Source organism: Bradyrhizobium sacchari, assembly GCF_002068095.1.
Lineage (GTDB): Bacteria > Pseudomonadota > Alphaproteobacteria > Rhizobiales > Xanthobacteraceae > Bradyrhizobium > Bradyrhizobium sacchari.
In genome coordinates this window covers 116,758-143,119 of sequence record NZ_LWIG01000004.1, presented here as the reverse complement: position 1 = coordinate 143,119, position 26,362 = coordinate 116,758, and the positions used below count along the sequence as shown (strand labels likewise).

Annotated in this window: 28 protein-coding genes, 2 tRNA genes and 2 pseudogenes; 18 read left to right on the top strand and 14 right to left on the bottom strand. The window is 61.1% G+C overall.

Going from position 1 to position 26,362, the window contains the following annotated elements; genetic code table 11:
* On the bottom strand, positions 1-507 hold a 507-nt coding region (locus A5906_RS43940), incomplete at its 3' end, for an MFS transporter (protein WP_245326607.1).
* 112 nt (positions 508-619) lie between these two features.
* Between A5906_RS43940 and A5906_RS06200 the strand changes: the two genes are divergently transcribed.
* Both A5906_RS06200 and A5906_RS06195 read left to right on the top strand, forming a co-directional pair.
* Positions 620-1,543 carry a LysR family transcriptional regulator gene (locus A5906_RS06200; RefSeq protein ID WP_080134374.1) on the top strand — a complete coding sequence of 308 codons (924 nt, stop codon included), beginning with the start codon at positions 620-622 and terminating at the stop codon, positions 1,541-1,543.
* A 136-nt stretch (positions 1,544-1,679) separates the two neighbouring features.
* Entirely contained in the window at positions 1,680-2,711 is a 1,032-nt protein-coding gene (locus A5906_RS06195) for an LLM class flavin-dependent oxidoreductase (protein WP_080134373.1), read from the top strand.
* 16 nt (positions 2,712-2,727) lie between these two features.
* On the opposite strand, the gene rlmB is transcribed toward A5906_RS06195, so the two are convergent.
* Positions 2,728-3,555 (bottom strand): 23S rRNA (guanosine(2251)-2'-O)-methyltransferase RlmB, encoded by an 828-nt coding sequence (gene rlmB, locus A5906_RS06190; protein WP_080134372.1) that lies wholly within the window; start codon positions 3,553-3,555, stop codon positions 2,728-2,730.
* A gap of 207 nt (positions 3,556-3,762) precedes the next feature.
* Here rlmB and A5906_RS06185 point away from each other — a divergent pair.
* Positions 3,763-3,848, top strand: a tRNA-Tyr gene (locus A5906_RS06185).
* Positions 3,849-4,039: 191 nt separating this feature from the next.
* Here the strand turns inward: A5906_RS06185 and A5906_RS06180 are convergent.
* Both A5906_RS06180 and A5906_RS06175 read right to left on the bottom strand, forming a co-directional pair.
* Positions 4,040-4,531 carry a hypothetical protein gene (locus A5906_RS06180; protein WP_080134371.1) on the bottom strand — a complete coding sequence of 164 codons (492 nt, stop codon included), beginning with the start codon at positions 4,529-4,531 and terminating at the stop codon, positions 4,040-4,042.
* Between the two features lie 45 nt (positions 4,532-4,576).
* Positions 4,577-5,062, bottom strand: coding sequence for a hypothetical protein (locus tag A5906_RS06175; RefSeq protein WP_080134370.1), 486 nt, complete (start codon positions 5,060-5,062; stop codon positions 4,577-4,579).
* A gap of 305 nt (positions 5,063-5,367) precedes the next feature.
* Here A5906_RS06175 and A5906_RS06170 point away from each other — a divergent pair, with 305 nt between their 5' ends.
* The 10 genes from A5906_RS06170 to A5906_RS42875 all read left to right on the top strand — a co-directional run bounded on the left by A5906_RS06170 (position 5,368) and on the right by A5906_RS42875 (position 14,739).
* Entirely contained in the window at positions 5,368-5,820 is a 453-nt protein-coding gene (locus tag A5906_RS06170; protein ID WP_080134369.1) for a hypothetical protein, read from the top strand.
* Between the two features lie 379 nt (positions 5,821-6,199).
* Positions 6,200-7,471: a tyrosine-type recombinase/integrase gene (locus tag A5906_RS06165; protein ID WP_080134368.1), complete on the top strand. Its 1,272-nt coding sequence runs from the start codon at positions 6,200-6,202 to the stop codon at positions 7,469-7,471.
* Between the two features lie 205 nt (positions 7,472-7,676).
* Positions 7,677-7,877, top strand: a complete 201-nt coding sequence (locus tag A5906_RS43935; RefSeq protein WP_080134367.1) for a hypothetical protein — start codon at positions 7,677-7,679, stop codon at positions 7,875-7,877.
* A gap of 58 nt (positions 7,878-7,935) precedes the next feature.
* Positions 7,936-8,091, top strand: coding sequence for a hypothetical protein (locus A5906_RS42460; protein ID WP_161495370.1), 156 nt, complete (start codon positions 7,936-7,938; stop codon positions 8,089-8,091).
* 750 nt (positions 8,092-8,841) lie between these two features.
* On the top strand, positions 8,842-11,364 hold the full coding sequence (locus A5906_RS06150; protein ID WP_080134365.1) for a phage NrS-1 polymerase family protein: 2,523 nt from the start codon (positions 8,842-8,844) through the stop codon (positions 11,362-11,364).
* 880 nt (positions 11,365-12,244) lie between these two features.
* Positions 12,245-13,063, top strand: a complete 819-nt coding sequence (locus tag A5906_RS06140; RefSeq protein ID WP_080134363.1) for a hypothetical protein — start codon at positions 12,245-12,247, stop codon at positions 13,061-13,063.
* A 235-nt stretch (positions 13,064-13,298) separates the two neighbouring features.
* Positions 13,299-13,724 carry a hypothetical protein gene (locus A5906_RS41100; protein WP_136615005.1) on the top strand — a complete coding sequence of 142 codons (426 nt, stop codon included), beginning with the start codon at positions 13,299-13,301 and terminating at the stop codon, positions 13,722-13,724.
* Entirely contained in the window at positions 13,711-14,061 is a 351-nt protein-coding gene (locus tag A5906_RS42455) for a hypothetical protein (protein WP_161495369.1), read from the top strand. Before A5906_RS41100 ends, A5906_RS42455 begins: the two co-directional genes overlap by 14 nt.
* Positions 14,034-14,522 carry a hypothetical protein gene (locus tag A5906_RS06135; protein ID WP_136615004.1) on the top strand — a complete coding sequence of 163 codons (489 nt, stop codon included), beginning with the start codon at positions 14,034-14,036 and terminating at the stop codon, positions 14,520-14,522. The genes A5906_RS42455 and A5906_RS06135 overlap by 28 nt, the downstream gene beginning before the upstream one ends.
* A 43-nt stretch (positions 14,523-14,565) precedes the next feature.
* Positions 14,566-14,739 (top strand): hypothetical protein, encoded by a 174-nt coding sequence (locus A5906_RS42875; RefSeq protein WP_167523490.1) that lies wholly within the window; start codon positions 14,566-14,568, stop codon positions 14,737-14,739.
* 63 nt (positions 14,740-14,802) lie between these two features.
* Here the strand turns inward: A5906_RS42875 and A5906_RS06130 are convergent, their stop codons facing one another.
* The 5 genes from A5906_RS06130 to A5906_RS06110 form a co-directional block, all read right to left on the bottom strand.
* Entirely contained in the window at positions 14,803-15,639 is an 837-nt protein-coding gene (locus A5906_RS06130; RefSeq protein WP_080134361.1) for a hypothetical protein, read from the bottom strand.
* 117 nt (positions 15,640-15,756) lie between these two features.
* Positions 15,757-15,832, bottom strand: a tRNA-Thr gene (locus A5906_RS06125).
* A gap of 535 nt (positions 15,833-16,367) precedes the next feature.
* On the bottom strand, positions 16,368-16,787 hold the full coding sequence (locus A5906_RS06120) for a GFA family protein (protein WP_080134360.1): 420 nt from the start codon (positions 16,785-16,787) through the stop codon (positions 16,368-16,370).
* Positions 16,784-17,470, bottom strand: coding sequence for a class I SAM-dependent methyltransferase (locus A5906_RS06115; protein ID WP_080134359.1), 687 nt, complete (start codon positions 17,468-17,470; stop codon positions 16,784-16,786). Before A5906_RS06115 ends, A5906_RS06120 begins: the two co-directional genes overlap by 4 nt.
* A 327-nt stretch (positions 17,471-17,797) precedes the next feature.
* On the bottom strand, positions 17,798-19,495 hold the full coding sequence (locus tag A5906_RS06110) for a methyl-accepting chemotaxis protein (protein WP_080134358.1): 1,698 nt from the start codon (positions 19,493-19,495) through the stop codon (positions 17,798-17,800).
* A gap of 246 nt (positions 19,496-19,741) precedes the next feature.
* Between A5906_RS06110 and A5906_RS06105 the strand changes: the two genes are divergently transcribed.
* The 3 genes from A5906_RS06105 (at position 19,742) to A5906_RS06095 (ending at position 21,153) form a co-directional block, all read left to right on the top strand.
* The gene (locus A5906_RS06105) at positions 19,742-19,933 is read left to right on the top strand and encodes a hypothetical protein (protein WP_080134357.1); all 192 of its coding nucleotides are present in this window, start codon (positions 19,742-19,744) and stop codon (positions 19,931-19,933) included.
* Positions 19,934-20,206: 273 nt separating this feature from the next.
* Positions 20,207-20,593 (top strand): hypothetical protein, encoded by a 387-nt coding sequence (locus A5906_RS06100; RefSeq protein WP_080134356.1) that lies wholly within the window; start codon positions 20,207-20,209, stop codon positions 20,591-20,593.
* 305 nt (positions 20,594-20,898) lie between these two features.
* Entirely contained in the window at positions 20,899-21,153 is a 255-nt protein-coding gene (locus A5906_RS06095; protein ID WP_080134355.1) for a hypothetical protein, read from the top strand.
* Positions 21,154-21,175: 22 nt separating this feature from the next.
* Here the strand turns inward: A5906_RS06095 and A5906_RS46110 are convergent, their stop codons facing one another.
* From A5906_RS46110 to A5906_RS06075, 4 genes are all read right to left on the bottom strand, one after another.
* Positions 21,176-21,418 (bottom strand): DUF6719 family protein, encoded by a 243-nt coding sequence (locus A5906_RS46110; RefSeq protein ID WP_080134354.1) that lies wholly within the window; start codon positions 21,416-21,418, stop codon positions 21,176-21,178.
* Positions 21,419-21,686: 268 nt separating this feature from the next.
* A complete protein-coding gene (locus tag A5906_RS06085) occupies positions 21,687-22,394 on the bottom strand; it encodes an outer membrane protein (protein ID WP_080134398.1) in 708 nt (235 codons plus the stop codon).
* A gap of 289 nt (positions 22,395-22,683) precedes the next feature.
* The gene (locus tag A5906_RS06080; RefSeq protein WP_186465180.1) at positions 22,684-23,118 is read right to left on the bottom strand and encodes a hypothetical protein; all 435 of its coding nucleotides are present in this window, start codon (positions 23,116-23,118) and stop codon (positions 22,684-22,686) included.
* 190 nt (positions 23,119-23,308) lie between these two features.
* A complete protein-coding gene (locus A5906_RS06075) occupies positions 23,309-23,749 on the bottom strand; it encodes a His-rich protein BRANT (protein ID WP_080134353.1) in 441 nt (146 codons plus the stop codon).
* Between the two features lie 250 nt (positions 23,750-23,999).
* On the opposite strand from A5906_RS06075, the gene A5906_RS06070 reads away from it, so the two are divergent.
* Positions 24,000-24,542 (top strand): tetratricopeptide repeat protein, encoded by a 543-nt coding sequence (locus A5906_RS06070; protein WP_080134352.1) that lies wholly within the window; start codon positions 24,000-24,002, stop codon positions 24,540-24,542.
* 107 nt (positions 24,543-24,649) lie between these two features.
* Positions 24,650-24,997 (top strand): annotated as a pseudogene (locus A5906_RS06065) (serine hydrolase domain-containing protein); the annotation flags it as partial.
* 73 nt (positions 24,998-25,070) lie between these two features.
* Here A5906_RS06065 and A5906_RS06060 read toward each other — a convergent pair.
* Positions 25,071-26,362: pseudogene (locus A5906_RS06060) on the bottom strand (S10 family peptidase); the annotation flags it as partial.

The window sequence follows — 26,362 nt, the reverse complement described above, 5'->3', positions numbered from 1 at the left end:
GGCGGGAACGATGAAGTAGCCGAGCAAGGCAGCGGCAACGAAGCCGAAAGAGAAGAAGCCGGCGAGCGCCCCGGTGAAGCTGCCGCGGTAACGCCGCGCCACGAACTCCGCCAGATAAGGCGCGATGATCGCGCTCTCCGCGCCGGTGCCCATGCCGGCCACGACGCGGGCGGCGAAGAAGGACGGCCAGGTGTCGACCACGGCGCTGACGATCGATGCCGCACAATACAGCGCCAGCGCCGACATCATCACCGCACGGCGGCCGATCAGGTCGCCCAGCGTGCCCGCCAACAGCGCACCGAACAGGAATCCGATATAGGTGCTGCTGCCGAGCACGCCGATCTGCACGCTCGTCAGATTCCACGCCGTGCGCAGCACAGGCAGGATGAAGGCCAGCACCGCCGCGTCCATCGCGTCGAACATGTAGCCAAGCCCGCCCATCAGCAGCAGATGCATGTGGAAGCGTGCGAACGGAAGGCGCTCGATGCGCGCCGATATCATCGACATGAAAGTCCCCCTCTGATGTCACGGGCCCGGCGCGCCGCTCGGGAGGGAACCATAGACAAAGTGACATTATCGTCATAATTTATAATCATGATCTGATATATCACTGTGGTGAATGTCCGTGTCGTTCCGCGCACTCGACCTCAATCTCCTGAAAGTCTTCGAAGCGCTGATGACGGAGGGCAGCGTCACGCGCGCCGCGAATGCGCTGCGGATGACGCAGCCCGCGGTCAGCAACGCGCTGGCGCGGCTGCGCGAGGCGCTCGGCGATCCCCTGTTCGTCCGCGCCGGCACCGGTATCCGTCCGACCCAACGCGCCGTGGTGCTGTGGGGGCCGATCGGCGAGGCGCTGGAAAGCGTGCGCGGCGCGCTCGACGAGCGGGTGTTCGATCCCGCACGCGCGCAGACCGAGTTCAGCCTGTCGATGTCGGACTACGTCTCCTCGCTGGTGATGCCGAACCTGCTCGGCCATCTCGGCAAGATTGCACCGAAGTCGCGCGTCCACACCGTGCCCAATACCGTCATCGAGATCGCCGACCAGCTCGAGGACAACAGGGTGGACTGCGTGCTCAGTGTCTATGTCAACGAGGCGCAGCAGCCGGCCGCCATCCGCTCGCGCTCGCTGTGGACGGTCGATTATGCCTGCTTCATGCGGCGCGGCCATCCGCTCGCCGCGCAGAAACGGCTGAGCACCCGGACCTTCCTGAATGCAGGCCATGTTGACGTGAGCCTTGCCGGCAAGACCATGCCGTCCTACGACCTCTTCCTCGCCTCGCGAGGCCTGTCGCGCAACCTGGTCGCGACCGTCAATCACTACAGCGCCGCCTACGAGGTCGTACGCCAGTCCGACCTGATCGCGGTGCTGCCCAGCGACCTGCGCTCGCAATCGAGGCACGCGCCGCTCCTGCACGCGATGCCGCTTCCCCTCAAGGCGCCGCCGCGCATCGTCAGCCTGTTCTGGCACCAGCGCAACGACACCGTGCCGGCGCAGCGCTGGCTGCGCGAGACCCTGGTCGAGATGTTCGCCAAGGCCGGTTGAGCCGGCGCGGTGAAAAACCGGAAACCCAGCCTTTCCCGGAGCAGTCTTGTTGAAGCGACGGCCGCGACCTAGCTCCACGGCAAAACCATCCCTCCCCCGGTGGCAGGCGCCACCGGCTCCCACAGAGACCTGATCGATGACCGCACCGCTTCAATTCGGACTGGACACCTTTGGCGACGTCACCAAGGACGCGAACGGCGCCATGCTTCCTCATGCGCAGGTGATCCGCAACGTCGTCGACGAAGCCGTGCTGGCCGACGAGCTTGGTCTCGACTTCATCGGCCTTGGCGAGCATCACCGCGCCGATTTCGCGATCTCCTCGCCGGAGACCGTACTCGCCGCGATCGCCGCGCGCACAAAACACATCCATCTCGGCTCGGCCGTGACGGTGCTGAGCTCCGACGATCCGATCCGCGTATTCCAGCGCTTTGCCACGCTGGACGCGCTCTCGAACGGTCGCGCCGAGGTGATCCTCGGCCGCGGCTCGTTCACCGAATCCTTTCCGCTGTTCGGCTTCGATCTGCGCAAATACGAAGAGCTGTTCGAGGAGAAGCTCGACCTGTTCGCCGCGCTGTTGTCTCAGCAGCCGGTGAGCTGGCAAGGCAAGCTGCGTCCGCCGCTGAAGGATCAACTGGTCTATCCGCCGGTCGAGAACGGCCGGCTCAAGACCTGGATCGGCGTCGGCGGCAGCCCGCAATCGGTGGTGCGCGCCGCGCATTACGACCTGCCTTTGATGCTCGCGATCATCGGCGGCGACCCGACGCGCTTTGCGCCTTACGTCGATCTCTATCACCGCGCCTTCAAGGAGTTCGGCCGCCCGGCGCAGCCGATCGGCGTACATTCACCTGGCTACGTCGCCGCGACGGACGCACAGGCGCGCGAGGAGCTGTGGGGTGACTACAAGGCCATGCGCGACCGCATCGGCAAGGAGCGCGGCTGGCCGCCAATGGGCCGCGACGAGTTCGTGAACGAGGCCGAGCACGGCTCGCTCTATGTCGGCTCGCCGGAAACCGTGGCGCGCAAAATCGCCAAGACCGCAAAGGCGCTTGGAATTTCGCGATTCCAATTGAAATATTCGGCCGGCCCCCTGCCGCACGACAAGCTGATGAAGAGCATCGAGCTCTACGGGCGCAAGGTGGTGCCGATGGTCAGGGAGATGATGGAGTAGCCGCTCGAGCCAGCCGCTACTTCATCAGCCCAAGCCGGCTTGCGCCGACATAGAGCGAGAGCACGGCGGCGTTGGAGACGTTGAGGCTCTTGATCTCGCCGGGCATGTCGAGCCGTGCCACGACACTGCAGGTCTCGCGGGTCAATTGCCTGAGGCCCTTGCCCTCGGCGCCGAGAACCAGCGCAAGCGGCTCGCGCAGCGCGACGTCCGAAAGGTTCTCGGTACCTTCGCTGTCAAGGCCGACGGTCTGGAAACCGCGCTCGTTGAGCGCGGTGAGCGCGCGGGCGAGGTTCTGCACGGTCACAACAGGCACCAGCTCGAGCGCGCCGGAGGCGGCTTTCGCGAGCACGCCGGTGGCTTCCGGGCTATGGCGCGCAGTGGTGACGATCGCCTTCACCGCAAAGGCCGCGGCCGAGCGCAGGATGGCACCCACATTGTGCGGATCGGTGATCTGGTCGAGCACCAGCACCATGCCTTCCTGCTTCAGGGTTTCGATGTCGGGCGAAGGCAGAGGATCGGCTTCCGCGAGCAGGCCCTGATGCACGGCATCGGGCGATAGCATCCGGTCGATCTCCTGGGGCCGGACGATCTCGGGCGCGACGCGGGTCTGGATGTTGTCTTCCGCCAGCCGCCTTGCGGCGTTCTCGGTCAGCGTCAGCTTGCGGATCCGGCGTTTTGGATTGGCGAGCGCCATGGTGACGGTGTGCCAGCCATAGAGGATGACGGGCCCGTCGGATTGCGAATCGCGGTCGCGCCAAGCCGGGCGGCCGGCGGATTTTCCGGGCCGGTTGAAGGGCTTAGCCCCGCCGCGGGAGCCCTTGGGGGCGAATTTTCGTTCCTTCATGGCCTCGCTTGTGTCACGGGCGCCGGAATATGGCAATTTGGGTGCCTTCAAGGGCGATTTTAGCTGTTCGCCTCGGTTGACTTTGCCCCACCGCTTCGCCCATAAACGCGCCCGGTCGCGCCCCGATCCGGGCTGTCGCGGCCTTCACGTTCCATGGCCGTCTTCGGTCCGCCGGTAGGGTCCGGCCCGATTGTGCTGCCGTCGAGCGGGGGAGTGTCCCGAGTGGCAAAGGGAGCTGACTGTAAATCAGCCGCCTCATGGCTTCGCAGGTTCGAGTCCTGCCTCCCCCACCAGCCTTCGCTCGCTTCGCGAGCTACGGCTAGTTCAGAATATCATTAAGCGAAGCGAGCCAAGGCTGCCACGCCGTGGGCGTAGGCGGGCTGACGGCCAAAACCGATTCCGATCGCGGCCACGCGCACACCAATAAAACAAACGCCCGTCCGCATCGCGCGAACGGGCGTCTCGTAGCTCAACCGATCAGCGATCAATAATAGCGGCGCAGCACCCGGTGGCCGCCGTAATACGGCGCGTGACGGTGGGCGTAGCCATAGCGCGGGCCGTAGCCGTAATGCGTACGCGGCAGATAGCCGTAACGCGGGCCATAGCCGTAGCGATACGGACGATAGTACGGGCGGTGATAGGGGGCGGCGCGATAGCCATAGCCATAGCCGTAGCCGTAATTGGCGGGCGCAACGACCGCGTCCTCACGATAGGTCGGATACGGCGCGAAGGCGCCCGGGCCGGTGTAGGTCGGGCCCTGATTGACGTAATAATACTGCGTGGTCGGCTCGGCGAGACGCTCATAGGCGCCATAGCCATAGCCGTATCCATAACCATAGCCGCCGCAGCCGGTGTTGCAGCCGGTGTAGACCGGCGCAACGGGTGCGCACGTGCTGAACCCGCAGGCCGCGGCAGGCGCAGCCCCGACGAACATCACGGCAGCCGCCGCGACCAGTCCCGAAATCATTTGACGCATTACTCTCTCCTGTTGATTTCCGTTTGTTGGATTCTTGACGTCTCGTTAACCCGGCGGCTTGCCGGGGATTTCGATATGCGGCCGTGGCCGGGGGCGCTGGGGACGGTCGTTGATCTCTGGCGCGTAGATCACCGGCGGCGGATCGACGGGCACGTCCATCTGCGCCGGCAGCGGCGCGGACGACGCGCCCCAGCTCTGGTGGTAGCTCTCGGCGGGTTTTGGCAATTTGCGGTTCGCGGGCGGCTCGACCTCGAGCCGGCCGTAGCCGGGCCGCAAACCCAGCGTCGGATAATAATGGCCGACGTCGGAAGGCTCCCGCTCGGCGATATAGCGTCCGCCATAGATCGTCGGCTGCACCTGGACGTTCTTGCCCAGGCCCCAGACACCCTCGACGACGGCGTAGGACGCATCGATGTTGTTGATGATGATGGGCACGCCGGGACGGCCAGGCACGACAATGTCGAAGCCGCCCCCGGCAAACGCCGTCGCGGGCAGTCCGATCAGAAAGGCAGCGAGCGCCACAGCACGCATAAGAAGGCCCCGGTTATCCGGAACACAACCTAACCGATCACGACACCGAGAGGGTTAAGGCCCGCTCACCAAATTCCGGTAAGCCTAACGCGTAAGGATCGACAGCCGCTCAAATGCCGAAAGGCGCGCTAGCGAAGCGTTAACGCGGCGCAAACACCGCGCGTGCGCCGGAGCGAGCAAGGTTGCGTGGCCCAATTTCACATCCTGAGCGCGCTCACGTCGATGTGACCCTTCTGGCGAGAATTCGCGGAACGACTGCCAGAGGTCGCACTTAGCACATGTCTCAACAACATGGAGAAAATGCCATGACGAGCCCAAGGCTTCTTGGCTTCGCCGCGATCGTCGCGTCCACGCTGGCAACACCGGTCTTCGCGCAAACGACAGTCGACAATTCGGGCCGCTGCACGGGGCTATTCCAGGATCCGAATTGCCAGACTCTCGGTGCCGGCAATCCCACCACCGACCGCGCCTATCGTCGCCGCCACATGGCCCGTAACCAGGTCAATCCGGATGATAGACGGCAATCGGGCTTCTGGCCGCTCGACACGGCGGGCGCAGTAGCCGGCGCGGCCGTCGGAACCGCAGCAGCGGTCGCCGCCGCGCCGTTCCAGGGCTGGGGCAATTCCTATGCGAGCTACGACCGCGGCGGCCCCGGCTGGTACGGCAGTTGGGACGCCTATGCGGCCCGCAACGGCATCGTGTGCAGGCCCGGCACCTGGTTCAAGGGCGAAGACGGCCGGCGGCATCTCTGCCAGTAAGGCCTTCCTTCCATCGATTGAACGATTTCAGGCGGCCCAACAGGCCGCCTGTTTTATGCCGGCCGAACGCCGCCTTCGGGTTCTGGCACTTTCCATCCAAGTCTGATATTGCGGCGCGCACAGGCGGACAGCCCCGGCCCATGCCGGCCTGGCCCCGCTTCCCAAGCGTCGCCGGCTTAGCTCAGCGGTAGAGCAGCGGTTTTGTAATTAGACTTCGGCGAATTTGGCTCTGTTTGGCTCAGTCTAGCGACGATGATTTTAGCGGTGAAATTGCTGTTGATTCAGTAGTTTACGATTCCGTTGGGCGTCGGTTCGTGTATGGTTCGGTTTGCCACGATAAGGCCGCGGGAATTACCCCGCCGCTTACCCGGACAAACCGATGCTCCCCGCACAACACAAGCGCGCCGCTGCATTCATCAAAAATTTGAAGGCTACCGATGCCCGTCATGAAGTCCCTGACGACGCCGTGAGCGGCCTGTACCTGATTGTGCAGCCCTCTGGAGCGTTGTCCTGGGCCGTCCGTACCAAGGTGGACGGCAAGGCTGCCAAGATCACCCTAGGCCGCTACGACGAGGAAGGTTCCGGCCTAGAGCGGATCGAGCGGCCATCCAGCAAGCAAGTTCTAAACGTCACCGAGGCGCGCGCATTGGCCGCACGCGTGAAAGCCGATGCAAAGCGCGGACATGATCCACGCCAATCCAAAACCGAGCGCTTTAGCCTCGAATATTGGCTCGATGAATTCATCAAAACCGCCCGCTCGACCGGGTTCAAAGGCCGTCCAGTTAAAGCATCCACAGCGGATGAATACGAACGCATCATCGAAACGGACATCAAGCCGAACTTGAAGCATATCGGCGATATTCGAACGATCGATGATCGCGACATTAACAAGCTGCTGCAAAAGCTAACACCCGGCGCGCAGCGAAACACCTTCGCTCTGCTGTCAACCTTCTTCCGATGGAAGGCCGTTATTCGCACCATCGGCAAGAACGTGATCGAATTCGCGGACGCGCCTCCTAAACCGCAAAGCCGCGATCGGGTTCTTTCACACGACGAAATCAGAGCTGTATGGAACGCCGCAACGGCCTGTGACTATCCATTCGGGGCATTGGTCAAACTGCTCTTGCTGACCGGTCAGCGACGCGACGAAATCGCCAATCTCAAATGGTCCGAATTATCCGAAACATTCGATACGATCACGTTTGAAGGATCGCGCACTAAGAACGGACGCGCTCATATTGTGCCGCTTCCGCAATCGGCAACCGCGATCATCAAGACGTTGCCGCGAGTGGCAATCTCACCCGACAAGATGTCAGATTACGTTTTCACAACGATCGGCACCACACCGTTCAGCGGCTTCTCTAACGGAAAGATTGCCCTCGAAAAGCATTGCAAACCGGCGTTGCCAGATTGGCACCTGCATGATTTGCGTCGGACGGTCTCAACCGAACTCGCAAAACTACGGGTAACACAGGAAGTGACGGAAGCGATTTTGAACCACAAGTCCGGCAAGGTCAGCGGCGTTGCAGCGATCTATAATCGTTATGAATACGCCGATGAAAAGCGAGAAGCCCTGAAACTGTGGGCGGATCGATTGCAGGAAATCGTCATCGATCGCCCACGCCCGAGGCTCGTTGCGTCGCAATCATGAACGAGGGCGATGTCAGGTTCTGAGCGCCCAACGGAAATCTTCAGATGGACCGGAGCACTTCTGATTTTGAGCCAAAGTCCTAAGTTGACTACACTAGTGTCCTAATTTGTAGTGTTCACTTCGGAACCAAGTCCGCCCCGAGTGCATCTTAGTATTTGCGAGAACTCAAATCCTGCGGTTAGGACCCGCAAAACGAGGTCGTGTCATGCAGCGACGCCGCCGGTTCAAGCAAACCGTTTCTCTCGAAGAACGCCTTTCCCAGGAAGCCGAACGCCTCCGAGAAGAGGCCAAATCCCTTCCACCAGGCCCCCAGCGCGACGACGCCATTCGCAAAGCAAGACAGGCCGAGATCGGCTCGCACATGAGCGAGTGGTTGAGATCGCCGGGTCTACAGCCGCCAGATTAATTCGCTGTAATTTACACAGGTGAATGCGTGGGTGTCCTTTAAATGCGAAGGATGCCCCATGCAGAAGACCGTCGCCCAACGCTGGATCGACCACTACCTAGAAGCCGCCTCCTCACAGGCTGAGGAGGTCGGAGATCAGCGCAGCTTCGATATTATCGAGCGGGCGAAGAGAGAACTGGAAGCTACCCGCAAGGAACGAGCTCGCGCGAAGTAAGTCCGCCTCGGTCGGTGGCCGGCTGAAGCTGACTTCTGGGCCTCAGCCCGGAAGTCAGGCATCCTGCGCTCAATGAGTACACGCCCAAGGATCGGCACCGACAAGCCTTTTGAGCAGCGGTTATAGAATTTGGCAACGCGCGGAATCATCGCATTGAAATCGTTGCGGTTCGGCGCGGCGACGCGCTGCGGGGGAAGCCGAGGGGTAACCGATGCCCATTCCAACGCTGTTGATCATCACGCGCTGTAGCCTTGACGAACCATATTCGTTGAATCAGTTTATGTGAGCCGGGTGATGCGGATGCTCCCCGGTGCAAGGGTCGGATGACCTAAAGTCGCGGTAAAGACGCGGCGCGCGGCGGGCGGATGCCTGCAAATCCCTCACATCATCATCAGGTCATCCGCCATGACATCAACGGTCTTGCTCGTTGACGCGAGCACGCACGCGGCATTCGCACCCAGCGACATCCTCGTAAATTCCAAAGCTGCCAGGACAATGCTCGGCAACATCTCGCACGCGACGCTACATTGTTGGCAGCACGGCCTACACCATCGCACGCGCAACAAGATCATCCCTCCGCTGGCGGACTTCCCTGCCCCAGTCATGATCAGCGGTAGGCGCTACTGGCGTCGGTCCGACCTTGAGAAGTTCATCAGCGGCCGGGCCAAAGCCGCTTAGCAGGCAAAGAAAAAGGCCCCGCCAGCGCAACCCGGCGGGGCCTCTAATCATCGTCATTCAGGAATAAGCATCATGACTATACACGCCCGCGCAGCGTTTCTCAACCGCGCGCCTCTGACACTGCGCGCGTTCGATAGCGGAAAGCCGCCTGCAAGCCTCGCCGATCCTCTCGCGGGCCTGAAAGCCCTTCCGCAATGGGTGTTGTGGCGACTTGAGCAATACGATGGCGAACCGAAACCGCGAAAAATCCCATACGATCCGAAGACGCTTCAACGCGCCGACACGACCAATCCGGCCACATGGGCGAGTTTCGAAACAGCGGCGACGATCGCAGCCGTCAATCCGGCATACCGCATCGGCTTCGTCTTCACCTTGAACGATCCGTATATCTTCGTTGATCTAGATGGGTGCCGCGATCCGGACACCGGAGAATATAACGATGAAGCAACGCATATTTTCACGCGCCTGTTTCCGGGCGTAGCAGCAGAGGTTAGCCAATCGGGAACAGGTCTGCACCTGATCATGAGAGGCGACAAAACACAGTTCGGCAATCGTCGCAACAAATGGGGTGGCAGATTTGAGTTTTATCAGAACAACCGCTTTGTTGCGATTGCGGGCAATGAATGGGTTGGCAACGCCGATCTGGAGCAAACAGCGTCGCTGCAAACCTTCCTACCGGTGCGCGAACACGATCGCGACAATCAGGAAATCGAGACCATCCGCGACCCCCGATGGGCCGGGCCGGAAGATGATCAGGAACTATTAGCCCGCATGTTTGCATCTGACGACAAGCTTTCATCAGAACGAATTGCCGAGTTGAACGACGTGATTATGCGTGATCCGCGCAACTTTGTCGCGAAGGTCGAATTCGACAAATTGAGCAGGCGTGTCCCGTTCGCTGCGCTATGGAATGCTGATGCTCAAGCGCTAAATCATCTCTACCCGTCATCGACAGGACAACAATTCGACCACAGCGCAGCGGATTTGGCGCTGATGAACAAGTTGGCCTTTTGGACCGGCAAAGATCACGTCCGAATGCTCCGGCTTTTCAGCATGTCAGCATTGGGCAAGCGCGACAAATGGTGCAGCCGGGCATACTATCGCAACAGAACAGCTAGCAGCAGCAATGTGGCATGCCGCGACGTATATCGCGGGACCAATCAAGAGCGGCGCGAAAAGCAACGCAAAGAGAACGAACGCATAGGCGAGCGGCTTGAATTCGACATCACCACAAAGCTGATGACATTGGCCGAAATGGAAGCAAACCTATTCTTCGCTAAGACGGGCAACAGCGGTGCAGTTGCTAACGCTCTTAGTCGCGAAGTCCTATCACTGAGTGTCGCTCGCAATTCGTATGCGGCATCACTGGAAACGGTGAAAAACAAAGACGGCCGCAACGGGCAAGAAAAAGAGAGATTAGTTCCCGGCCTAGAACTGTGGTTGAAAAGTATCAAGCGAATGAATGTAGACGCAATCACTTGGAAGCCAGAAGGCGGCCCCATCTGCGAGCCGCCAGAGCGACCGGGAGAAAATGCATTCAACGTTTGGCGCGGACTGATCAAACCGACGTTCGCAGCCCACTTCGCCACCGATGCCGGGTTACGGGACCGTTGGTTGCCTGTATGGCACGAACACCTAGCCTATCTCGTTCCTATTGAAGCAGAACGAACGCGATTTGAACAATGGCTTGCTCACATTCTGCAACATCCCGGCGAGAAGGTCGAAACCGGATGGTGCTTCGTTGCAACTCAAACCGGCATTGGTCGCAACTGGCTAAGCGGCGTTCTGTCGCGCGTTCTGCGTGGCTACGTGCTCAACAATGCAATTTTGGATACGATCCTTGAGGGGAAATATAACGGTCGTATGTCGCGCAAGCTGTTGATGGTCGTAGACGAAGCGCGGGCAGGATTGCGCGGCGCAAACAGTTGGGGGTTGTCGGAAAAGCTCAAAACGATGGTGAATGCCGACTATCGAGAGATCAACGAAAAACACGGCTTGCAATGGGTTGAACATAACGCGCTGCGCTGGCTCGTGTTCAGCAACAATTGGGACGCGCTTCCGATCGAACAGAACGATCGTCGCTGGAACGTTGTCGAAAATCCGACGCAACCGCAATCGACGAGTTATTACAACTTCATCTATGAGAGAGCGAGACAAAATGAGTTCATCGCTGCGGTATGGGCGCATCTTTCCACGTTGCCGCTCGATGGCTTCAATGTTGGACATCGCAGCATGGAAAATGACGCACGCAAGCGCATGCTTTCAAACCTAGCGAATGAGGTTGAGCAAGCCTTGGCGGAATTTAGAGACCATTGGCAGGCGCAAGTGGCGCGTTTCGAGACGATCAAGCATTTTGTGAAGCACAGAATTCCAAACGTGAACGACACCGCCATTCGACGAAATCTCGCGAAGCAGGAAATGATCCTCTGCGAAAAACGCGTCACCAAAGACAATGTTCGCTTGGTGATCGTGCGCGAATTGAACGAGCAGCAGATTTACACCGACCCCGCACTGTATGTGCAATTCGCAAACGTCGAAGCAAACAGGCTGCGGACGAACGGGTTTCTCCCGTTCACAGTTGCCGTTGCTTCATAATTTGGAGCGGCGACACTGGCGACAGGGCCCTTATCCTTTAGGAGAAAAATGTACCCGCTACTACATATCTCTACAGGGCATAGAAGGGGTGTCGCCGCTGTCGCCGCGCTGCTAGGACGCGCGCTCATAAATCACCCCCTGAAATCCGACATTGCTGAATGAACAAAACCAAAAAGCCAGCTTAAGAAGTGGCTGGGCCTGCATCGCGCCGAAGCAAAGAGGACGCGGAGTATATGCGCTGCAATCTCGCCAAGGCAGTGCGAGTATGAAACAGAGCCTTTTCGTCGCCAGTCTTTTCGATCTCCTCGATCGCCCAAGTCAGAAGCTGGATGGCGGCGTCAGCGCTAGGTTTGTGGGCGCTTCCCATGCTGGATCATTCCCATCACGTACTCAACAATGTCCCAAGGGCCAGAGTTGTGCCCATCAGGCATACACGCTAGCACAAATGAGAGCTTCAGAATGTCCACTTTGGGTCACGACCGGGCATCCGTCATGTTCGCGGGTGGCGCGTCCGCTTCGCCCCTTCGAGCAGACCGAATTACCCCGCAAATCACCCCTACAAAAACGCGGTCGGTTATTGCGTTGATGTTGCGGGCGTTTGGCTCGTCGCAATTCTGTTTGCTGAACCGATGCTCAATGCGACTTGCGATGGCGATTGCGTTCATCGTTGTGATGGTCAAGCGATGATCGCGCGGTATTACTTGCCATGTTCGTCGCAATATTGATGTTGGTGCTGGTAAAGCGGTGATGATCCTGTGAAAACAAGTAATTACGATAGTATAGCGATGTTTATCGTGTTGAACGGCCCCCACGAATATGACTTGATCAGAACACAGGGCGCGCGCGCCGCGCATCAAGTCATCCGAAGGGGAAATCTCAAATGCCAGTGCTCCAGACGTCCATCTCCGACACCGGGCGGGGAAACATTCTAGGTCTTATCGACACCCGGACCGACCGACGCGCACACGTGTTCATCCCGACCGCATTCGCGAAGGATACTGCGCTCGCTGGGCCAGCCGCTGCCATTTACGTCGCGATTGCAGGCGGCAACGTGGAGATCACCCAGGCATCGGCCCGCTTGCTGCCGGAAGCGCTCACGGAGCACCTGAAAGCCTCCCTGCCCGCGATCCTGCGCACTCCCTTCAATACCTTCCGCAAGACCATCGGAGATTATTATGCGAGCAGCGAGACCGTTCGAGTTGATCTTTCTACGCCTGCGCCAGAGACGCCTATCACCCGTCCCATCCGCGATCGCACCGTGAAACTGTTCGATATTGCCATCGGGGCCAACGTCAATAGCACAGCGGCCGTCGCCGAGGTGAACCTTGAAAACCTCGCTAAGGACATGAACCTTGAACAACTGTCTGGGCTTGTCGCGGCGGGCTGTCTCTCGTCATTGCCGTCGGCGGTGGCAGGCGTCGTAATGGATCGCTTTATGGCCCTGCGTTTCGCTGCACGCCAAGGTCTTGCTGCAAAATATCCAGTTAAGGCGAGCGCAACGAACCCGGTTGCACTTTCCACCGACAACGACGCAATGATGCAAGAGGCAAACGCCTTTGTAACCGCGATGAAGGCCAACGCTCGCACCGTAGAGCAAGCAATTCAAATTTGTCGTGATGTAGTTACTTGGTTATCGCTCGCTTGCCAGTGCAGCACCGATGAAGCATTCGCGCTGTTGACCGCGTCGAAGAACAGCTAATGCGATTGCGTGGCCCACAGTTGCCCCCATGTGTGGTGCTTCGAACGGCACCACACATTGACGCGGTCGCGCTCTGCGCGGCGCTGCGGGCCACGAACGCAACGCTGTACTACTGGCGCACGGCGCACGGGATGCCGAAATCTGTGCGCTCCGGAAACGCCTCGTTGACTGATACGCAGGCTCTGGCGTCATGGCTCTATCTGCACAACGTTACTGTTCGATGGATTTGACAGCGATGTCCACACCGCCCAACAACTTCACACCCATAACCGGCGTTATTTCTAACGGTGCGCGCGACGGCAAAGGACGTTGGTTGCGCGGCCCCGGCAGGCCCCTAGGTAGTAAGAACCGCATTTCGTCGGAGCTAGCAAAGCAAATTCGAGCGCTAGGACCGCGCGCGGTTGAAGCCCTCGCAAGCGCGATCGATGAAAAGCAATCTTGGGCAGTCCAGCTTGTAATCAAGCTTGTTGTACCCGGACGCCTTATTGAAATGCACGGCAGCGAACCGGCCGATATCCGCGACGCATTCGAGAGCGGCGAGATATCGGCCGACGAAATGAAGCAAATTTCATCGGGATTGGAAAAGCTCGCATCCATCGAGTCAATTCAAGAATTGCGCGACCGGCTCACTGAGTTGGAGGCGTTGATTGCCAATAAGTGATCGCGACCGCAGCAGGCTTGCTGCACTTATTGCGATTGTGAAGCCTGCTCACAGCCTCGCCGCAAGGCTGGAAACGCTAACCGATGAACAACGCGATTCTTACGCCAGATGGGAAGCACTTTATGAGCGATGGATCGAGTGGTGCAAAGCGCATCACGATGACGAAATCGAAGTTGATGCACGTCCATACGCTTACTTGCTTCAACGATGCCCGCCGCCGCCAACATTGCACCGCGACGTGCAAACCCCGCTTTTCGGCGAAACTCCAAAGATATTGAGGACTGACACCGAAGACGAGGCGGCCCGCAAATGGATGGATTATTTGCAATGCACATAGACAATTCACCGCTTCGCGATGTGCGACTTTACAAGGTGTTTCATCCGCACCCGATGCTCTACGCCTTCAATCGCGACGGCTTGATGCATTTTGCGAGCGCGACGGAATACGATCGCACGCACGGCAAATATGCATCGAACAACAACCGCGTCATAAAAAAGTGCGAGGCGCTTCATTTTGACGAACACCAGCGCGAACCGGCACGTGAGGTACAGTGGTTTGCCACACCGAATAGAGAGCCTGACCTTTCGATTAACAGCGCAACGCTGCTGCGGATCATAAATCAGCGCGTGTTGACCACGCCGGATCATTCGTTTGAAGCGCCGAAAGACTTGCTGTTGTTCTTTGAGAAACACACCAACTCGCTCAACAACGCCGAGCGTATGTTCAATAGCTATGTGGATCAGCTAGCAACGCGCTTTCCGGACAAGTGCCACGACCGGCGCAAACGGATCGGCTGATCGGACGGGCCGTCTTCATCGTCCGGACAACAACGAGGTACCCATGGCGACGAAACTCAGTGACAACGAGCACCGCGAAATTGGAGCACACATTTTCGAGTATATGCAGGAGCTGCTTGCACAGGACGGGGACAAAGCCACCATCATCTTGCACGCGGACCACATGCGCAGCCTCGATAGGTTCGTGATTTCCCAAATTGAATGCACCGGCCGTTAGTCGCTTTCCGGTCGGTTCATGCCCGGACGTGCTGTCGGATGTACACAGCACGTCCGGAAATTTCTACGCTGGTGGAAGGGCCTCTAGCTCTTCCTTGCCGTGATACCCAATAACCCGATACGAAACGACTTTTCCAGATGATCGCGAGACCACGACGTCTACAAAATAGATTGCTTGGTATGGATTATCTTCGTCATCGATCATCTGATTTTTGAGATGGCTCATTTCGTCGGTAAAGAAAACGGCGTGGGGCTTTTCATCGATCTCCTCGATAAGCGCCCGATCTGGGGTCGTCTTTGCGGCAGACTTTACAGAATCGCGATCAAGCCGCTTCCAAATCATCGGAACGCGCTGCACGATCTCTGCATTCGGATTTTGAAGCAAAGCCTTTTCTTGCGCGGCAGTTTCAAGGATACTCGCCGCTTCCTGTGCTGAGATAGTCAGTAATTGGACTGTCACCGGTCCATTGATCACATTGAAGGTCTGCGATCCGCCGTGGCTTGCGATGGGCTTAACGATATTCGTTGCGTCGTCGCAATCCTTGATCGTGATATTGTCGCCAGCCGTCGTTTCCCTCTTCTTCGCGAAAAGGTCGATTAGTGACTTAAGGTGTTTGCCGAACTTTTCGATCAACTCCAATTTGTCGATTAGAGGAGCCAGCAGCGGCCCCGCCATTACGACCATGGAAGTCAGATCGGGAACCAAGTTGATATCGATGCTGCCCGGCTTTACAGCCGACACCAAAAGCCGAGCCTCGGAGTTTTTGGAGGCTAGCTCGTTCTCGATGGCATAGGCTTGATATTGGCGCGCGATGGCTGTTAGCGCCCCGGTGAGTTCGGAAATTTCGATAGGCTCTTTCGGCTCCAAATGGAGCTGAAGGCTCGGCTCAGCAGCGGCCATCTACCCTTCCCCAGACTTGTGCCGCAGTATTGAACCGTAGGCGCCAGTCGTTGGCTACCGGAAAGGTTGAGGTGAGTTAATCGCTCGCGCGCTGTTCGTTGACGCGATCAATGGGGATGGTGCTGGCAGCAGGGATCGAACCCGCGACCCCGTGATTACAAATCACGTGCTCTACCAACTGAGCTATGCCAGCGACGGCTCGGTCATATCAGAACAGCGACGATCGCGGCAACCATACAGGCCGCTCAGTTTACCCCAGCGGTTACCCTCGCAACTATTTCTGAAATTATCGCATTGAAATTCATTGTATAATTCGTTCAAAGCCACGGTTTTGTAAACCGAAGGTCGGGGTTCAATCCCCTCAGCCGGCACCATGGGTGGCCGACACCGCGTCGTCGCCTGACGCAAGAACCAAATCGCCAGTTCGGCGTTATTCTTATTCGCCATAGAGCCGTCTCGCGGAGGTCTAGCGATGGACCCGAATGATCGAGCAGCCTTAGCCCTATCCGCTGTCGCCTTGGCCATCGCCATTGTGGTTGCTTCGACAGTCACGTTAGAGCGCGTCAATACCCGCACCGCCAGCAACGACGCACCTCCCGGAACGGCCGGACTCGCCAGGCCTCACCCGCCGCTGGACCGTGCTCCCGGTGAACCGATACAGACAACGGGAGCGCCGTCTAACGCAAGGCTGCGTCCCTGACCGAACACCGGCCGCGGACCCCCGCGCCTCAGCCTGAACCCTTCCGCACGCTGCTCTGTTCGAAGTGCTCGACAACCGCGCCGCCAATCTCGACCCAGGCATGTTTCGATTGCTCGAACACCGATCTGACGGGCGCCGGGAAATCGGGGTCAGCGATGGCGCCGACGGCGACGCCGATCATGTCGGGCAGATTGTCGGCTTGCCAATAGACCGTTGAACCGCAGTCGGGACAAAAATGGCTGCGGACCATGCCTCCGCTTGCGGCGGCGCGAACATACGCCTTCGGCGCGCCGGTGATCGTGACGGTTTCGACCGGATAGAACGCGCCGACCCCGAACGGTGCGCCGGTTCGCCGCTGGCAGTCGATGCAATGACAGGCCGCAACCAGCCTGGTCGGCCCCGGAAGCGAAAGTGAAACAGCGCCGCAACTGCATCTGGCCTCGATCATCGGATATCCTCCAGCCGCCACAGCCCAAGGCTCTTGTCGCGCCAGCCGCCATCGCCTTCCCCGCAGCGCTCGTTGATCAGCTCGTGCGGCGCCGGCCAATTGAACGGTGCCTTCGCCATGTTCAACGCGCGCCAGTCGCCGTCCTCGCAATCGCGATTGTCGTCCCATTCGGGAAACGTCGTGAGAAGCAGCAAGCGCGCGCCGCTCGCACGAAAATTCCTCACGGCCCGCGAGATGTTGTCGAAACACAAATGCACCAGGCAGTCGCGGCACAGGATCAGGTCGGCGCGCGGCAGCACATCGCGCGTGATATCCGCAACGAGAAAGCGACCCGAAAGCTCACCGCGCGCCGCGCGGTCGCTGTTGGCCGCGATCAGCGACGGCACGATGTCGATGCCGGTGTAGTCGAGATCGAGCTTCATCCGGCCGATCCAGCCTGCATCGCCGCAGGGCGCATCGAGCAGCGAGCGCACGCCGTGTCCTTGCAGCAGCGGCGGAATCGCCTCCCGGATCGCGCTCGTTGCGACATCCTCCGAGCCGAGACCGGACACCGAGCTCGCCGCGCCCCACAGGTTGGTCCGCTCGATCCGCTCGAACCGCGCGGCGAGATCGAGTCCCGCGAAATTGTCGCGGTCAGCGACGAAGCGTTCATGGGCAAGTACGGGTGGACGATCGGGGATCACCGGACGATTCCAAATCCAGATTCCATCGTGAGCGCAGTCTACACATGAACCGTCGCGCCAGAAATCACCGGCCTCGCCGCTCAACTCGGAGATCGATACAGGCGCCTGGCGCCGCGGGGATCGCTACTGACCACAGATTGGACCGAAGTTCAACATAAGGTAGCATGCGCATCCCATGCGCCCCACCACCGCCAAGGAAAAGGCCAGATTGGTCGCCGGTGCGGCTACGGCCGTCATCATGACAGCCGTGCTGTTCGTCATCGTGCTTGCACTACTGCTGCCGCAATAGGCGTTGTCGGCGCAGCGAACGGATCCCGCCGCGCGTCCTTACGCCGTGCGCACCGTGCGCAGGAATTTGCCGACCTCATCCTTCAAACGGTTGCTGTCGCTCGCCAGCATCTTGGCGGTCGAGAGCACCTGCGAGGAGGCCGAGCCGGTCTCGGCGGCGCCGCGCTGCACGTCGGTGATGTTCGAGGAGACCTGCTGGGTGCCGTGCGCGGCCTGCTGCACGTTGCGCGAGATCTCCTGGGTCGCGGCGCCCTGCTCCTCGACGGCCGCGGCGATGGTCGACGACACTTCCGAAAGCCGCTCGATGGTTGCGGAGATGTCGCGGATTGCGTTCACCGATTCCTGGGTCGCGGTCTGGATGCCCGAAATCTGCTGGCTGATCTCGCCGGTGGCCTTCGCGGTCTGCTCGGCCAGCGTCTTCACCTCGGAGGCGACGACCGCGAAGCCGCGACCGGCCTCGCCGGCACGTGCCGCCTCGATCGTGGCGTTGAGCGCCAGAAGATTGGTCTGGCCGGCAATGGTGTTGATCAACTCGACGACGTCGCCGATGCGGGTGGCCGCGACCGAGAGCTCGCTGACGCGCTCGGTCGTGGTGCGCGCCTGGGTGACGGCTTCGCCGGCCATCCGCGCCGATTCCTGCACCTGACGGCTGATCTCGTTCACCGAAGAGGACAGCTCTTCCGTCGCGGTCGCAACCGACTGCACGTTGCCGGTGGCTTCGCCCGAGGCGGCCACGACGACCGAGGTCAGCTCCTGCGCGCGTTGCGCCGTGGTTGCGAGCGTCGAGGACGATGCCTCGAGCTCTGTGGAAGCCGATCCCACCGTCTCGATGATCTCGCCGACCGCCCGCTCGAAGCCGTCGGCAAGGTTGATCATGTCGCGGCGGCGCTGATCGGCCGCCTGCTTCTCGGCTTCGGCCTGCGCCTCCTTGAGCCGCTCGACCTCGAGCCCGTTGGTCTTGAAGATTTCGACGGTCCTGGCCATGTCGCCGATCTCGTCGCGGCGCTCCTTCTCGGGCACCTCGGTCTTGAGATCGTTGCGGGCAAGGCCCTCCATGGCGAGCTTGAGGCGGGCGATCGGCCGCGACATCGCGTTGATGCCGATGAAAAGTGCGATTGCAATTCCGAGGATCAGGCCACCGCCACTGACACCGATTACGGTCCAGGTCGCGGACCTGGCATCGCGGTTGATGGCTTCCTTGCGCCTGGCCACCACCTGCGCTGTGTCGGTCACGAACTGGACGATGCGTGCGAGGGCCGCGTCCAGCACCGGATCGCACTCCTTGTGCGCGCGCTCGGCAGCCTTGGCGTTCTCCTCCACGCTGCTTGCCTCCGCGCCGGCCCGAAGCACCGGATCGCAGCCGGCGAAGGCGGCCTTCAGCTGGTCCGCGATGCTCCTGATCTGGCTCGCGCGAGACGGATCGTCCTTCTCCGCCGCGTCAAGGTATTGACCGATCTCGGTGCGGTTCTGGTTCGCGGTCTTCAGGCGCGCGGCGTTGCCCGCCTCCGTCGCCTCGGTGAGGACCGCATAGAGCGCCGCATGATAGGTCTCGGCACGGCGCTGGGCGCGGGTCAGGTTGAGGGCGGAGGATTGCGCGGCAGCGAGCTCGCTGAACCCATCGACGGTCGTGGAGAGTTCGCGCGCGCCGAAGCCTGCGACAACGATCATCGCGCAGCCCATCACCGCCACGATCAGCGCAACCTTCCACACGATCTTCAGATTGTTCAAAAAGCTCATCTCAGCCGTCCAAGGATTTTTCGACCGGGCCGTAATCCCAGCAACGTGCATTGGAACCCGGAGGACGTTAAGATTTGATGCTAAATGGCCGGGTGGCCTTACGGAAAAATAACCTTCCGCGCCCGCACGCAAGCCTCGCGCAAGCTTCAGCTTTTCTGACGGCATCGGAGGCGCTCTTGCGCTCCGGAACCAAGCGCCCGCGTCGACCGTTCCCTGCCTATGCGGATACACGAAGATAACAGAAACATGGTTCTGCTGGGGACGGTGGCGCTTTGCTGCACCATCGTGGCCGGCACGCTTGCGCTGCTCGAGCCCGTCTTCGGGCGGATGCCGGAGCGGCAGGTCGCAGAGAGCAAGCCGGTCGATGTCGCTGCATCTGAGGCGATCCGGGTGATCGGCGCGCCCTTCGTGCCCAACGTCAAACCGCGCGAGCGATAGCACTCACCTCGCCGGTTTGCCCTCGCCCTCCCCGGGCGGGGCATGAACACGGGCCAGCTCCTCGACGAACGCAATTACCTCTGCCCGCTTCTCGGGCGGCAGCGAGAGGAAGGCGCGCACAAGCCTCAGGCCCTCCACTTCGACCGACTCGTCTTTCCCGGCTTCCATCCGCGCACTGTCGGGCGACCGGGAAAAATATGCAATCCCCTTGCCGGATTACCTCCTTGATTCATGCCACCAGCTTTGATGGAATGGTCGCAACAGGGGTGGCCCATGAAGTGGATCAGGGAGCGCGACGAACTGATCGCGCAGACACTGGCCTTCGTCCAATCCGTAACCGGCAAGAAGGATGAGCTCCATCCGCCGGAGCACACACCTGCTGCACTCACGGTCACCGCGGAGATCTTGACCGTGCAGGCAGTTTCGGTCGAAGCCGAGCCGCCGCCCGTATCTCCGCCCGAACCCCAGGCTCGCCCCGTCCAGATCCCACCGCCCCGCCCCGGTGGCGATTTCCGCAGCGAGATGCAGGCCAGAATCGCGAATTTCCGCAAGCACCAGGAGCGGTTCGAACGCGAACGCGAGGAATATTGCGCGGCCACCCTGACAAAGCTTCGCGCCGCCCTGCGCGACTCCGGCCCCCTTCCACCGACCGAAAAATAGGGCCTCCCGTCCGTCAGGGACTTACAGCCAGGACCACACCAGCCAAAGGTTGGCCGCGCAGGCGCCGACCAGCGCCAGCGTCAGCGGCAGGAGCATGTGCCCGCAGGAGGTTTTCAGGTCGCTCGTCATGGCCAAAACATCCGCTGATTCCAGCCGGAGAGTCCCAGGGATTCTTTTTTTGGGGATTCAGGACTCGTTTACGACTCAAGGCCCCTGGAGGCCCTGATCACGGCCCCGTGATCGCCGTGCCGGCCGGAACCCTCGCCCGGGGGAAGTCGTTAACGCGCTTTCCCGGAGTGGAAAGAATGCCGTACGCCCTGTTCTGCAACGACGCTCAAATCAGCAAGGCCTACCCCGACGAGTCCGACGTCTGGAGATTGGCTCAGCGAAGTGGCTTGGTCGTCGATGTCAGCGCAGACGACGAGCGTGCCGGGCCGCGCCGCGTGCTCGACAACGACTACGAGATCCGGCCGTGCCGGGCCGCCCAGGGCGAGGACCCCGCCATGAACAAGGCCGAGGCCGAGCGTCAGTCCAGGATGGAGCTCGAGCTGAATTCCTAGGGAACGAAAGCCAGGAGGTCTCTCAGGGCGTCGCCGTCGCGAGCGAGGCCTGCTCGCCAGCCAGCACCACGCAGGCCTTGCGGCGATGCAGCCCGCGGATGGCACCGGTGACCTTCAGCACCTTGCCGGACGGGCAGGAGGCGTCCTTGACGAAGGCCACCTCATAGGGTGCCAACATCAGAGGCTCGGATTTGAGGATTGTTTGGGCAGAGCACGGCAGGGCGACGACGCACGAGAGCACCACTGCCGACATCAAGATACGCATGACCGTCGTCCCACCAGCCCGGGAGATCCCATAATAATAACGCGTTCCGGAGCGCGAGTTCCGTAAGCGGCAAAAATTATTTTTGCTTTACGCCAGCCCCATGACACGCATGAGAATGCGCGTGTCCGAATGTTTGCTTGCAAATGACGCGCCAGATGGTTCACGCAAGGCAAACGGCAGACCGGCGAGCCGGAGCCGGCAAAACAAAAGGCCGGCGGAGGCCGGCCTTTCGTCAGATCCTTGATCCTCCCGGATCGCCTTTGACGGGTCAGTAGCGCGAGCCTGCCGGACCGCCCCAGCCGAAGCGGTAGTTCACGCCCACCTTGACGGTATGCTCGTCTTCCCGGCCGCGAGCGCCGACGATTTCGGCCGGGCCGGAGGTGAAGGTCGTGCTGCCAAAGTTGTAGTACTGGTACTCCGCCTTGGCCGACCAGCTCGGCGCGAACATGTATTCGAGGCCGGCACCAACGGTGTAGCCGTCCTTGTTGTTGCCGGTGGCGGTAAAGGTTTGCGGCACGCCCGCGATGTTGACCCCAAGGCCGCCATTGCGCCAGGCGTAACCACCCTTGGCGTAGACCAGCGCCGGGCCCCAGGTGTAGCCGATGCGGCCGGTCACCGACCCGAGCTGGTCGGTGTTGGAGGTCACCTGCGTTCCGAGCGGGAAGGTGACACCGTTATTGTTGGTCGGTAGCCAGGAATACTGGGCCTCGACACCCACGACCCAGTTGGGCGCGAACTGGTAATCGAAGCCGCCCTGCACGCCGCCGAGGAAGCGGGCGTCGCTCGACTGGAAGCTGCTGTCGCCGGCAAACGCGCCGCCGACGTGGCCACCAATGTAGAAACCGGTCCAGTTGTAGATCACCTGCGGCGGCGTATAGGCCGGCGCCTTGGTGTAGGTGCGCGGCTGCATGTCAGCCGCTGCGGCCGGCCCTGCCAGCGCAAGCAAGGCGACAGCGCCCAGCAAAATCGTCTTCATATCCATCCCCGTTCTTTTCAAAATCGACCCTCAGCAAACAACGTGGCGTGAATTTGGTTGCTTCGCGGCGATGCCGGAACGTTGATCGTTCGCAACCGTGACGGGGCGGCAACATCGCGATTTTGTTCCGTCACGTCGTCTTGCATCGAGCGATTTTGTCATTCGCGCAAGGCCTGCCGTAACGATTGGTCGCAAGGCAATCCGCCCAGTTTCAAAGCTCGCCAAAATGTGATCCCGCGGGCTCCGGCGGCCGTCGTTCTAGCACCCGGCGATGAAGGCGGGCTTTGCGCTACCGCGTCATCTTTTCCAGTTCCGGAAAGGGTGCGTAAACCGCACCGGCGCAGAGCTCGCCGGCCTTGTCGACGACGCGATCGGCCCGTCCGTTGACGAAAATCACCGCGCGCTCACGTACGCCCTTGTAGCTGCCATCGGTCTCACGCGGGTTGAAGCGCAGACAGCTGACATAGAACTGCCGACCACCGACCGGCCGTTGCACGGGATCGGCCATGCTGGCCTCGCGCACGCCGACCGGATTGTTGAGATAGGTGCGCATCAGGGCCAGCGTGTCGCTGCGGAAATTGTCGGGAAAGGCCTGCGGTCCTCCGGCCTGAGCCCCATCCATCAGGCCTGGACGGTCCCCGTCGCTGCCGAGACACGCGGCGAGCACCAGCGGCAATGCCAGAACCAGTGCCGCACGCACCGCACGTTTTGCCGATCGCCCCACAGGTCACGCTCTCCGCTCGCCCAGACTCGGAAGACGTTCTAGCTCCAAGGTCGAGCGAAGGGAATTGCGCAACGCACCGGCCCGCCGCCGGCACCTCGCGCTGTCGCGCAAGGCACCGAAACGACGGGCCGGCCTGAACTCCGCGCGGCAGCAGGGCAATGCCAGGGATGCCGCCGCGCGGGATCAGTCGTTAGCTGCGCTTCTCGGTGGTCACCGGCTTGGTGACGTCCGGCTGCGTCTTCAGCGACTTCTTCACCGACAGATGCTTGTGGTGATGACGATGCGTCCGCACGGTCTTGTGCTCGTCGGGCGTGATGGCCGCGTTCGCATTCATCGCCTTCGACTTGCTGTCGACCTTGGCGTCCGCCTTGACGTCGGCCTTCCCGTCGGAAGCCTTCACGTCGGAAGCCTTCACGTCGGAAGCCTTGGCACCCGAAGTCTTGACGTCCGACGTCTTCGCATCGGCCTTGATGCCGGCATCCGGTTTCACGGTGGTCGACGCCTTGGTCTGGCTCTGGTCCGCCTTGATCACCGGCGCGGTCGTGGTGGTGGTCTTGGCGGTTTCGGCGGCGAAGGCCGGGGCTGCGATCACGGAGGCGGCAAGCAAGGCTGCAGAAATGGTCTTCAACATGGTGGTCTCCTCTTGGAAGGATCTTGAGGCGGCGCCCTCTCGCCGACCCTTCGATCGTAGGTGGGAGCCTAGGCCTCGCGCGCTGAACCCATTCTGAAGCCGATCGCAGCCTTCCGTTCATCTGGATGACAAGTTTGTCATGTGCGCCTGGAGGAATAGATCGTGCGAAGCGGGAATGTTTCCCACTCCTGGGTGTTCCGGTCTTCGGGCAATCGTGTAGGATCGCCACGTTCCATACGGGAGAACTTAGATGCGCAAACTCTCAATGCTTCTGCTGCCGGGCGTCGTTGCCATGTCGCTGGCGGCCGGGCCGGTGCTGACCAGCGCCTATGCCGCTGGCAGCGACGAGCCGTCCTCGCCGCCAAAATCGGACTCCTCGTCCAAGAAGGGCAAGAAGAAGAGCTCCTCCGTCAGCGATCCCAAATTCCTCGCGGCCTATCGCACGGCTTACACTACGATCTACGACCGCCACGACTACACGGGCGCGATCGACCAGTTGAAATCGCTCAAGCGTGACGACGTCGCCGACGTCGCCAATCTGATCGGCTACTCCTATCGCAAGCTCGGCGACTACCAGTTGTCGAAGGTCTATTACGAGCTGGCGCTGAAGGACGATCCGAACCACGTCCGCACCTGGCAGTATTACGGCCTCTGGCAGCTCGAGCAGGGCAACCGCGAACAGGCGCAGTATCATCTCAACAAGATCGCCTCGCTTGCGGGCACCGACAGCTCCGAATATCGCTCGCTTGCCGCAGCCCTCGACAAGCCGACCGGCGCGACGCTCGTCTACTGAAGACTGCGCATCTTCGAATGAAGCGAACGGGCACAACCGGGAGGCTGTGCCCGTTCTGCTTTCTTGTCTCGCCTTCGCGCACGAATCCTCCTCACAATCGGTGTGCAATGGATACGTGGCTGCGATCCGCGATCGACTACATCGGCTCCTGGATCGAATTCCAGCAGAGGACCATCGGGCAGCCAGACGTCATCGTCGCCTTCGCCCATCGCGGCGAAACCGTCGCCGAGCATGCGTTCGGCCTCGCCAATCTCGACACCGGCGAGAAGCTCACCCCTCGCCACCGCTTCCGCATCGCCTCGCACTCCAAGAGCTTCACGTCTCCGGCATCATGAAGCTGCGCGAGCAGCGCAAGCTCCGGCTCGCCGATGCGGCCGGCCAATATGTCAGCGGCCTCGCGCGCCGCCGAGACGACGATCGCACAGGTGCTCTCGCGCACCGCCGGGCTAACGCGCCAGCGCCAACATGAAGCCGGAAAAAGCCGTGGCCCGCGAGATCGCGCGCCGCTGTCCGCCGCGCAAGCGCGGCCTACTCCCGAATGAGCGACTCCACCTCGCCGCGCATGGCCTGCCGCGAGCCGTCGCGCGAATAGAACATGTGACCGCCGGGATAGACGGCGAATTTCACGCGCCGGGTCGCGAAGGCCGGCAACTGGTCGAGCACCCGCTTGGTCCCGAAATAGGGCGTGGCGAGATCGAACAGGCCGTGCGCGACCAGCACGTTCAGCTTCGCGTCGGTCGCAAGGATCTGGCGCAGGTCCGACACCGATTGCGGCGGGTTGATGCCGCGGCCGAAATCCCAATTGCCCTCGACGCTGCCGTTCAGCACCTCGTAGGAGCCGTCGGGCCGCCAGTTCAGCTTGCGCGTGAGGACATCGACCGCGGCGCTGGTCAGCGGCGCCTGGAGCGCATCACCCGAGGGATCGCCGAAACGGGAGTTGCCCGAATCCGGATAGGGATCGTAGCCGCGCACCGAGCCGTCGTAACGTCCCGTCACCTTGCCGTTCTTGCGGTCGAATTCGCGGCGGAATTCACCGACGTCGAAGCGGCCCGAGAGCCTGCGGCTCACCGCCTGGTCGATGCCGGTGAGCTCGGCGACTTTGTCGGCGAGGCGCATGGTTGCTTCCTTGTCGGCCTCGCCCTTGACGAGGTCGGCCAGGAATTCGCCGCGCGCATAAGCCTCGACATCGGCGAGATCGGCGCGCTTGACCGGCCCTTTGGCTTCGCGCGCCACCGCCACATAGCTCGGCAGCGTCGCGACATATTGCAGGAGGCTCGTGCCGGTGAACTCGCGGAAGTCCAGGAGCGGCGACACCAGGATCAATCCCCTGACGCCGACGCCGTGCTGGAGCTGCAACTGGCGCACGACCTTCGGCCCGCGGATGCCGCCATAGCTTTCGCCCGCGACGTATTTCGGCGAGGTCAGCCGGTCGTGCTTCTCGAGCCAGCGGCGGATCACAAGCGCGATCGAATTGACGTCGCCGTCGACGGAGTAGAAGGATTTTCGCGCGTCTTCGCCGCTCGCAACGAAGCGGCTATAGCCGGTGCTGACGGGGTCGATGAAAACGAGATCGGTGAAGTCGAGCCAGGTCTCCGCGTTCGGCTTCACCTCGGGCGAGGCCGACGGCGACAGCGCTTCGCCATCGAGCGGCAGCCGCCACGGCCCGGCCGCGCCGAACTGCAGCCAGGCCGAGGACGCGCCGGGTCCGCCGTTGAACAGGAAGGTCACCGGGCGCGTGGCGCGGTCGGCACCGTCGAGCTCGTAGGAGGTGTAGGCGATGTCGGCCAGCGGCTCGCCCTTGCCGTCGAAGACACGGATGG

Coding starts and splice junctions, on each gene's coding strand:
- rlmB (WP_080134372.1), bottom strand. CDS start 3,555: ATGAAGGAACGAAAATTCGCCCCCAAGGGCTCCCGCGGCGGGGCTAAG.
- A5906_RS43935 (WP_080134367.1), top strand. CDS start 7,677: ATGCAGCGACGCCGCCGGTTCAAGCAAACCGTTTCTCTCGAAGAACGC.
- A5906_RS06170 (WP_080134369.1), top strand. CDS start 5,368: ATGACGAGCCCAAGGCTTCTTGGCTTCGCCGCGATCGTCGCGTCCACG.
- A5906_RS06140 (WP_080134363.1), top strand. CDS start 12,245: ATGCCAGTGCTCCAGACGTCCATCTCCGACACCGGGCGGGGAAACATT.
- A5906_RS42460 (WP_161495370.1), top strand. CDS start 7,936: ATGCAGAAGACCGTCGCCCAACGCTGGATCGACCACTACCTAGAAGCC.
- A5906_RS06070 (WP_080134352.1), top strand. CDS start 24,000: ATGCGCAAACTCTCAATGCTTCTGCTGCCGGGCGTCGTTGCCATGTCG.
- A5906_RS06130 (WP_080134361.1), bottom strand. CDS start 15,639: ATGGCCGCTGCTGAGCCGAGCCTTCAGCTCCATTTGGAGCCGAAAGAG.
- A5906_RS06105 (WP_080134357.1), top strand. CDS start 19,742: ATGGTTCTGCTGGGGACGGTGGCGCTTTGCTGCACCATCGTGGCCGGC.
- A5906_RS06195 (WP_080134373.1), top strand. CDS start 1,680: ATGACCGCACCGCTTCAATTCGGACTGGACACCTTTGGCGACGTCACC.
- A5906_RS06075 (WP_080134353.1), bottom strand. CDS start 23,749: ATGTTGAAGACCATTTCTGCAGCCTTGCTTGCCGCCTCCGTGATCGCA.
- A5906_RS46110 (WP_080134354.1), bottom strand. CDS start 21,418: ATGCGTATCTTGATGTCGGCAGTGGTGCTCTCGTGCGTCGTCGCCCTG.
- A5906_RS06165 (WP_080134368.1), top strand. CDS start 6,200: ATGCTCCCCGCACAACACAAGCGCGCCGCTGCATTCATCAAAAATTTG.
- A5906_RS06200 (WP_080134374.1), top strand. CDS start 620: ATGTCCGTGTCGTTCCGCGCACTCGACCTCAATCTCCTGAAAGTCTTC.
- A5906_RS42875 (WP_167523490.1), top strand. CDS start 14,566: ATGGCGACGAAACTCAGTGACAACGAGCACCGCGAAATTGGAGCACAC.
- A5906_RS06100 (WP_080134356.1), top strand. CDS start 20,207: ATGAAGTGGATCAGGGAGCGCGACGAACTGATCGCGCAGACACTGGCC.
- A5906_RS06085 (WP_080134398.1), bottom strand. CDS start 22,394: ATGAAGACGATTTTGCTGGGCGCTGTCGCCTTGCTTGCGCTGGCAGGG.
- A5906_RS06095 (WP_080134355.1), top strand. CDS start 20,899: ATGCCGTACGCCCTGTTCTGCAACGACGCTCAAATCAGCAAGGCCTAC.
- A5906_RS06150 (WP_080134365.1), top strand. CDS start 8,842: ATGACTATACACGCCCGCGCAGCGTTTCTCAACCGCGCGCCTCTGACA.
- A5906_RS06135 (WP_136615004.1), top strand. CDS start 14,034: ATGGATGGATTATTTGCAATGCACATAGACAATTCACCGCTTCGCGAT.
- A5906_RS06110 (WP_080134358.1), bottom strand. CDS start 19,495: ATGAGCTTTTTGAACAATCTGAAGATCGTGTGGAAGGTTGCGCTGATC.
- A5906_RS41100 (WP_136615005.1), top strand. CDS start 13,299: ATGTCCACACCGCCCAACAACTTCACACCCATAACCGGCGTTATTTCT.
- A5906_RS06180 (WP_080134371.1), bottom strand. CDS start 4,531: ATGCGTCAAATGATTTCGGGACTGGTCGCGGCGGCTGCCGTGATGTTC.
- A5906_RS06175 (WP_080134370.1), bottom strand. CDS start 5,062: ATGCGTGCTGTGGCGCTCGCTGCCTTTCTGATCGGACTGCCCGCGACG.
- A5906_RS06120 (WP_080134360.1), bottom strand. CDS start 16,787: ATGATCGAGGCCAGATGCAGTTGCGGCGCTGTTTCACTTTCGCTTCCG.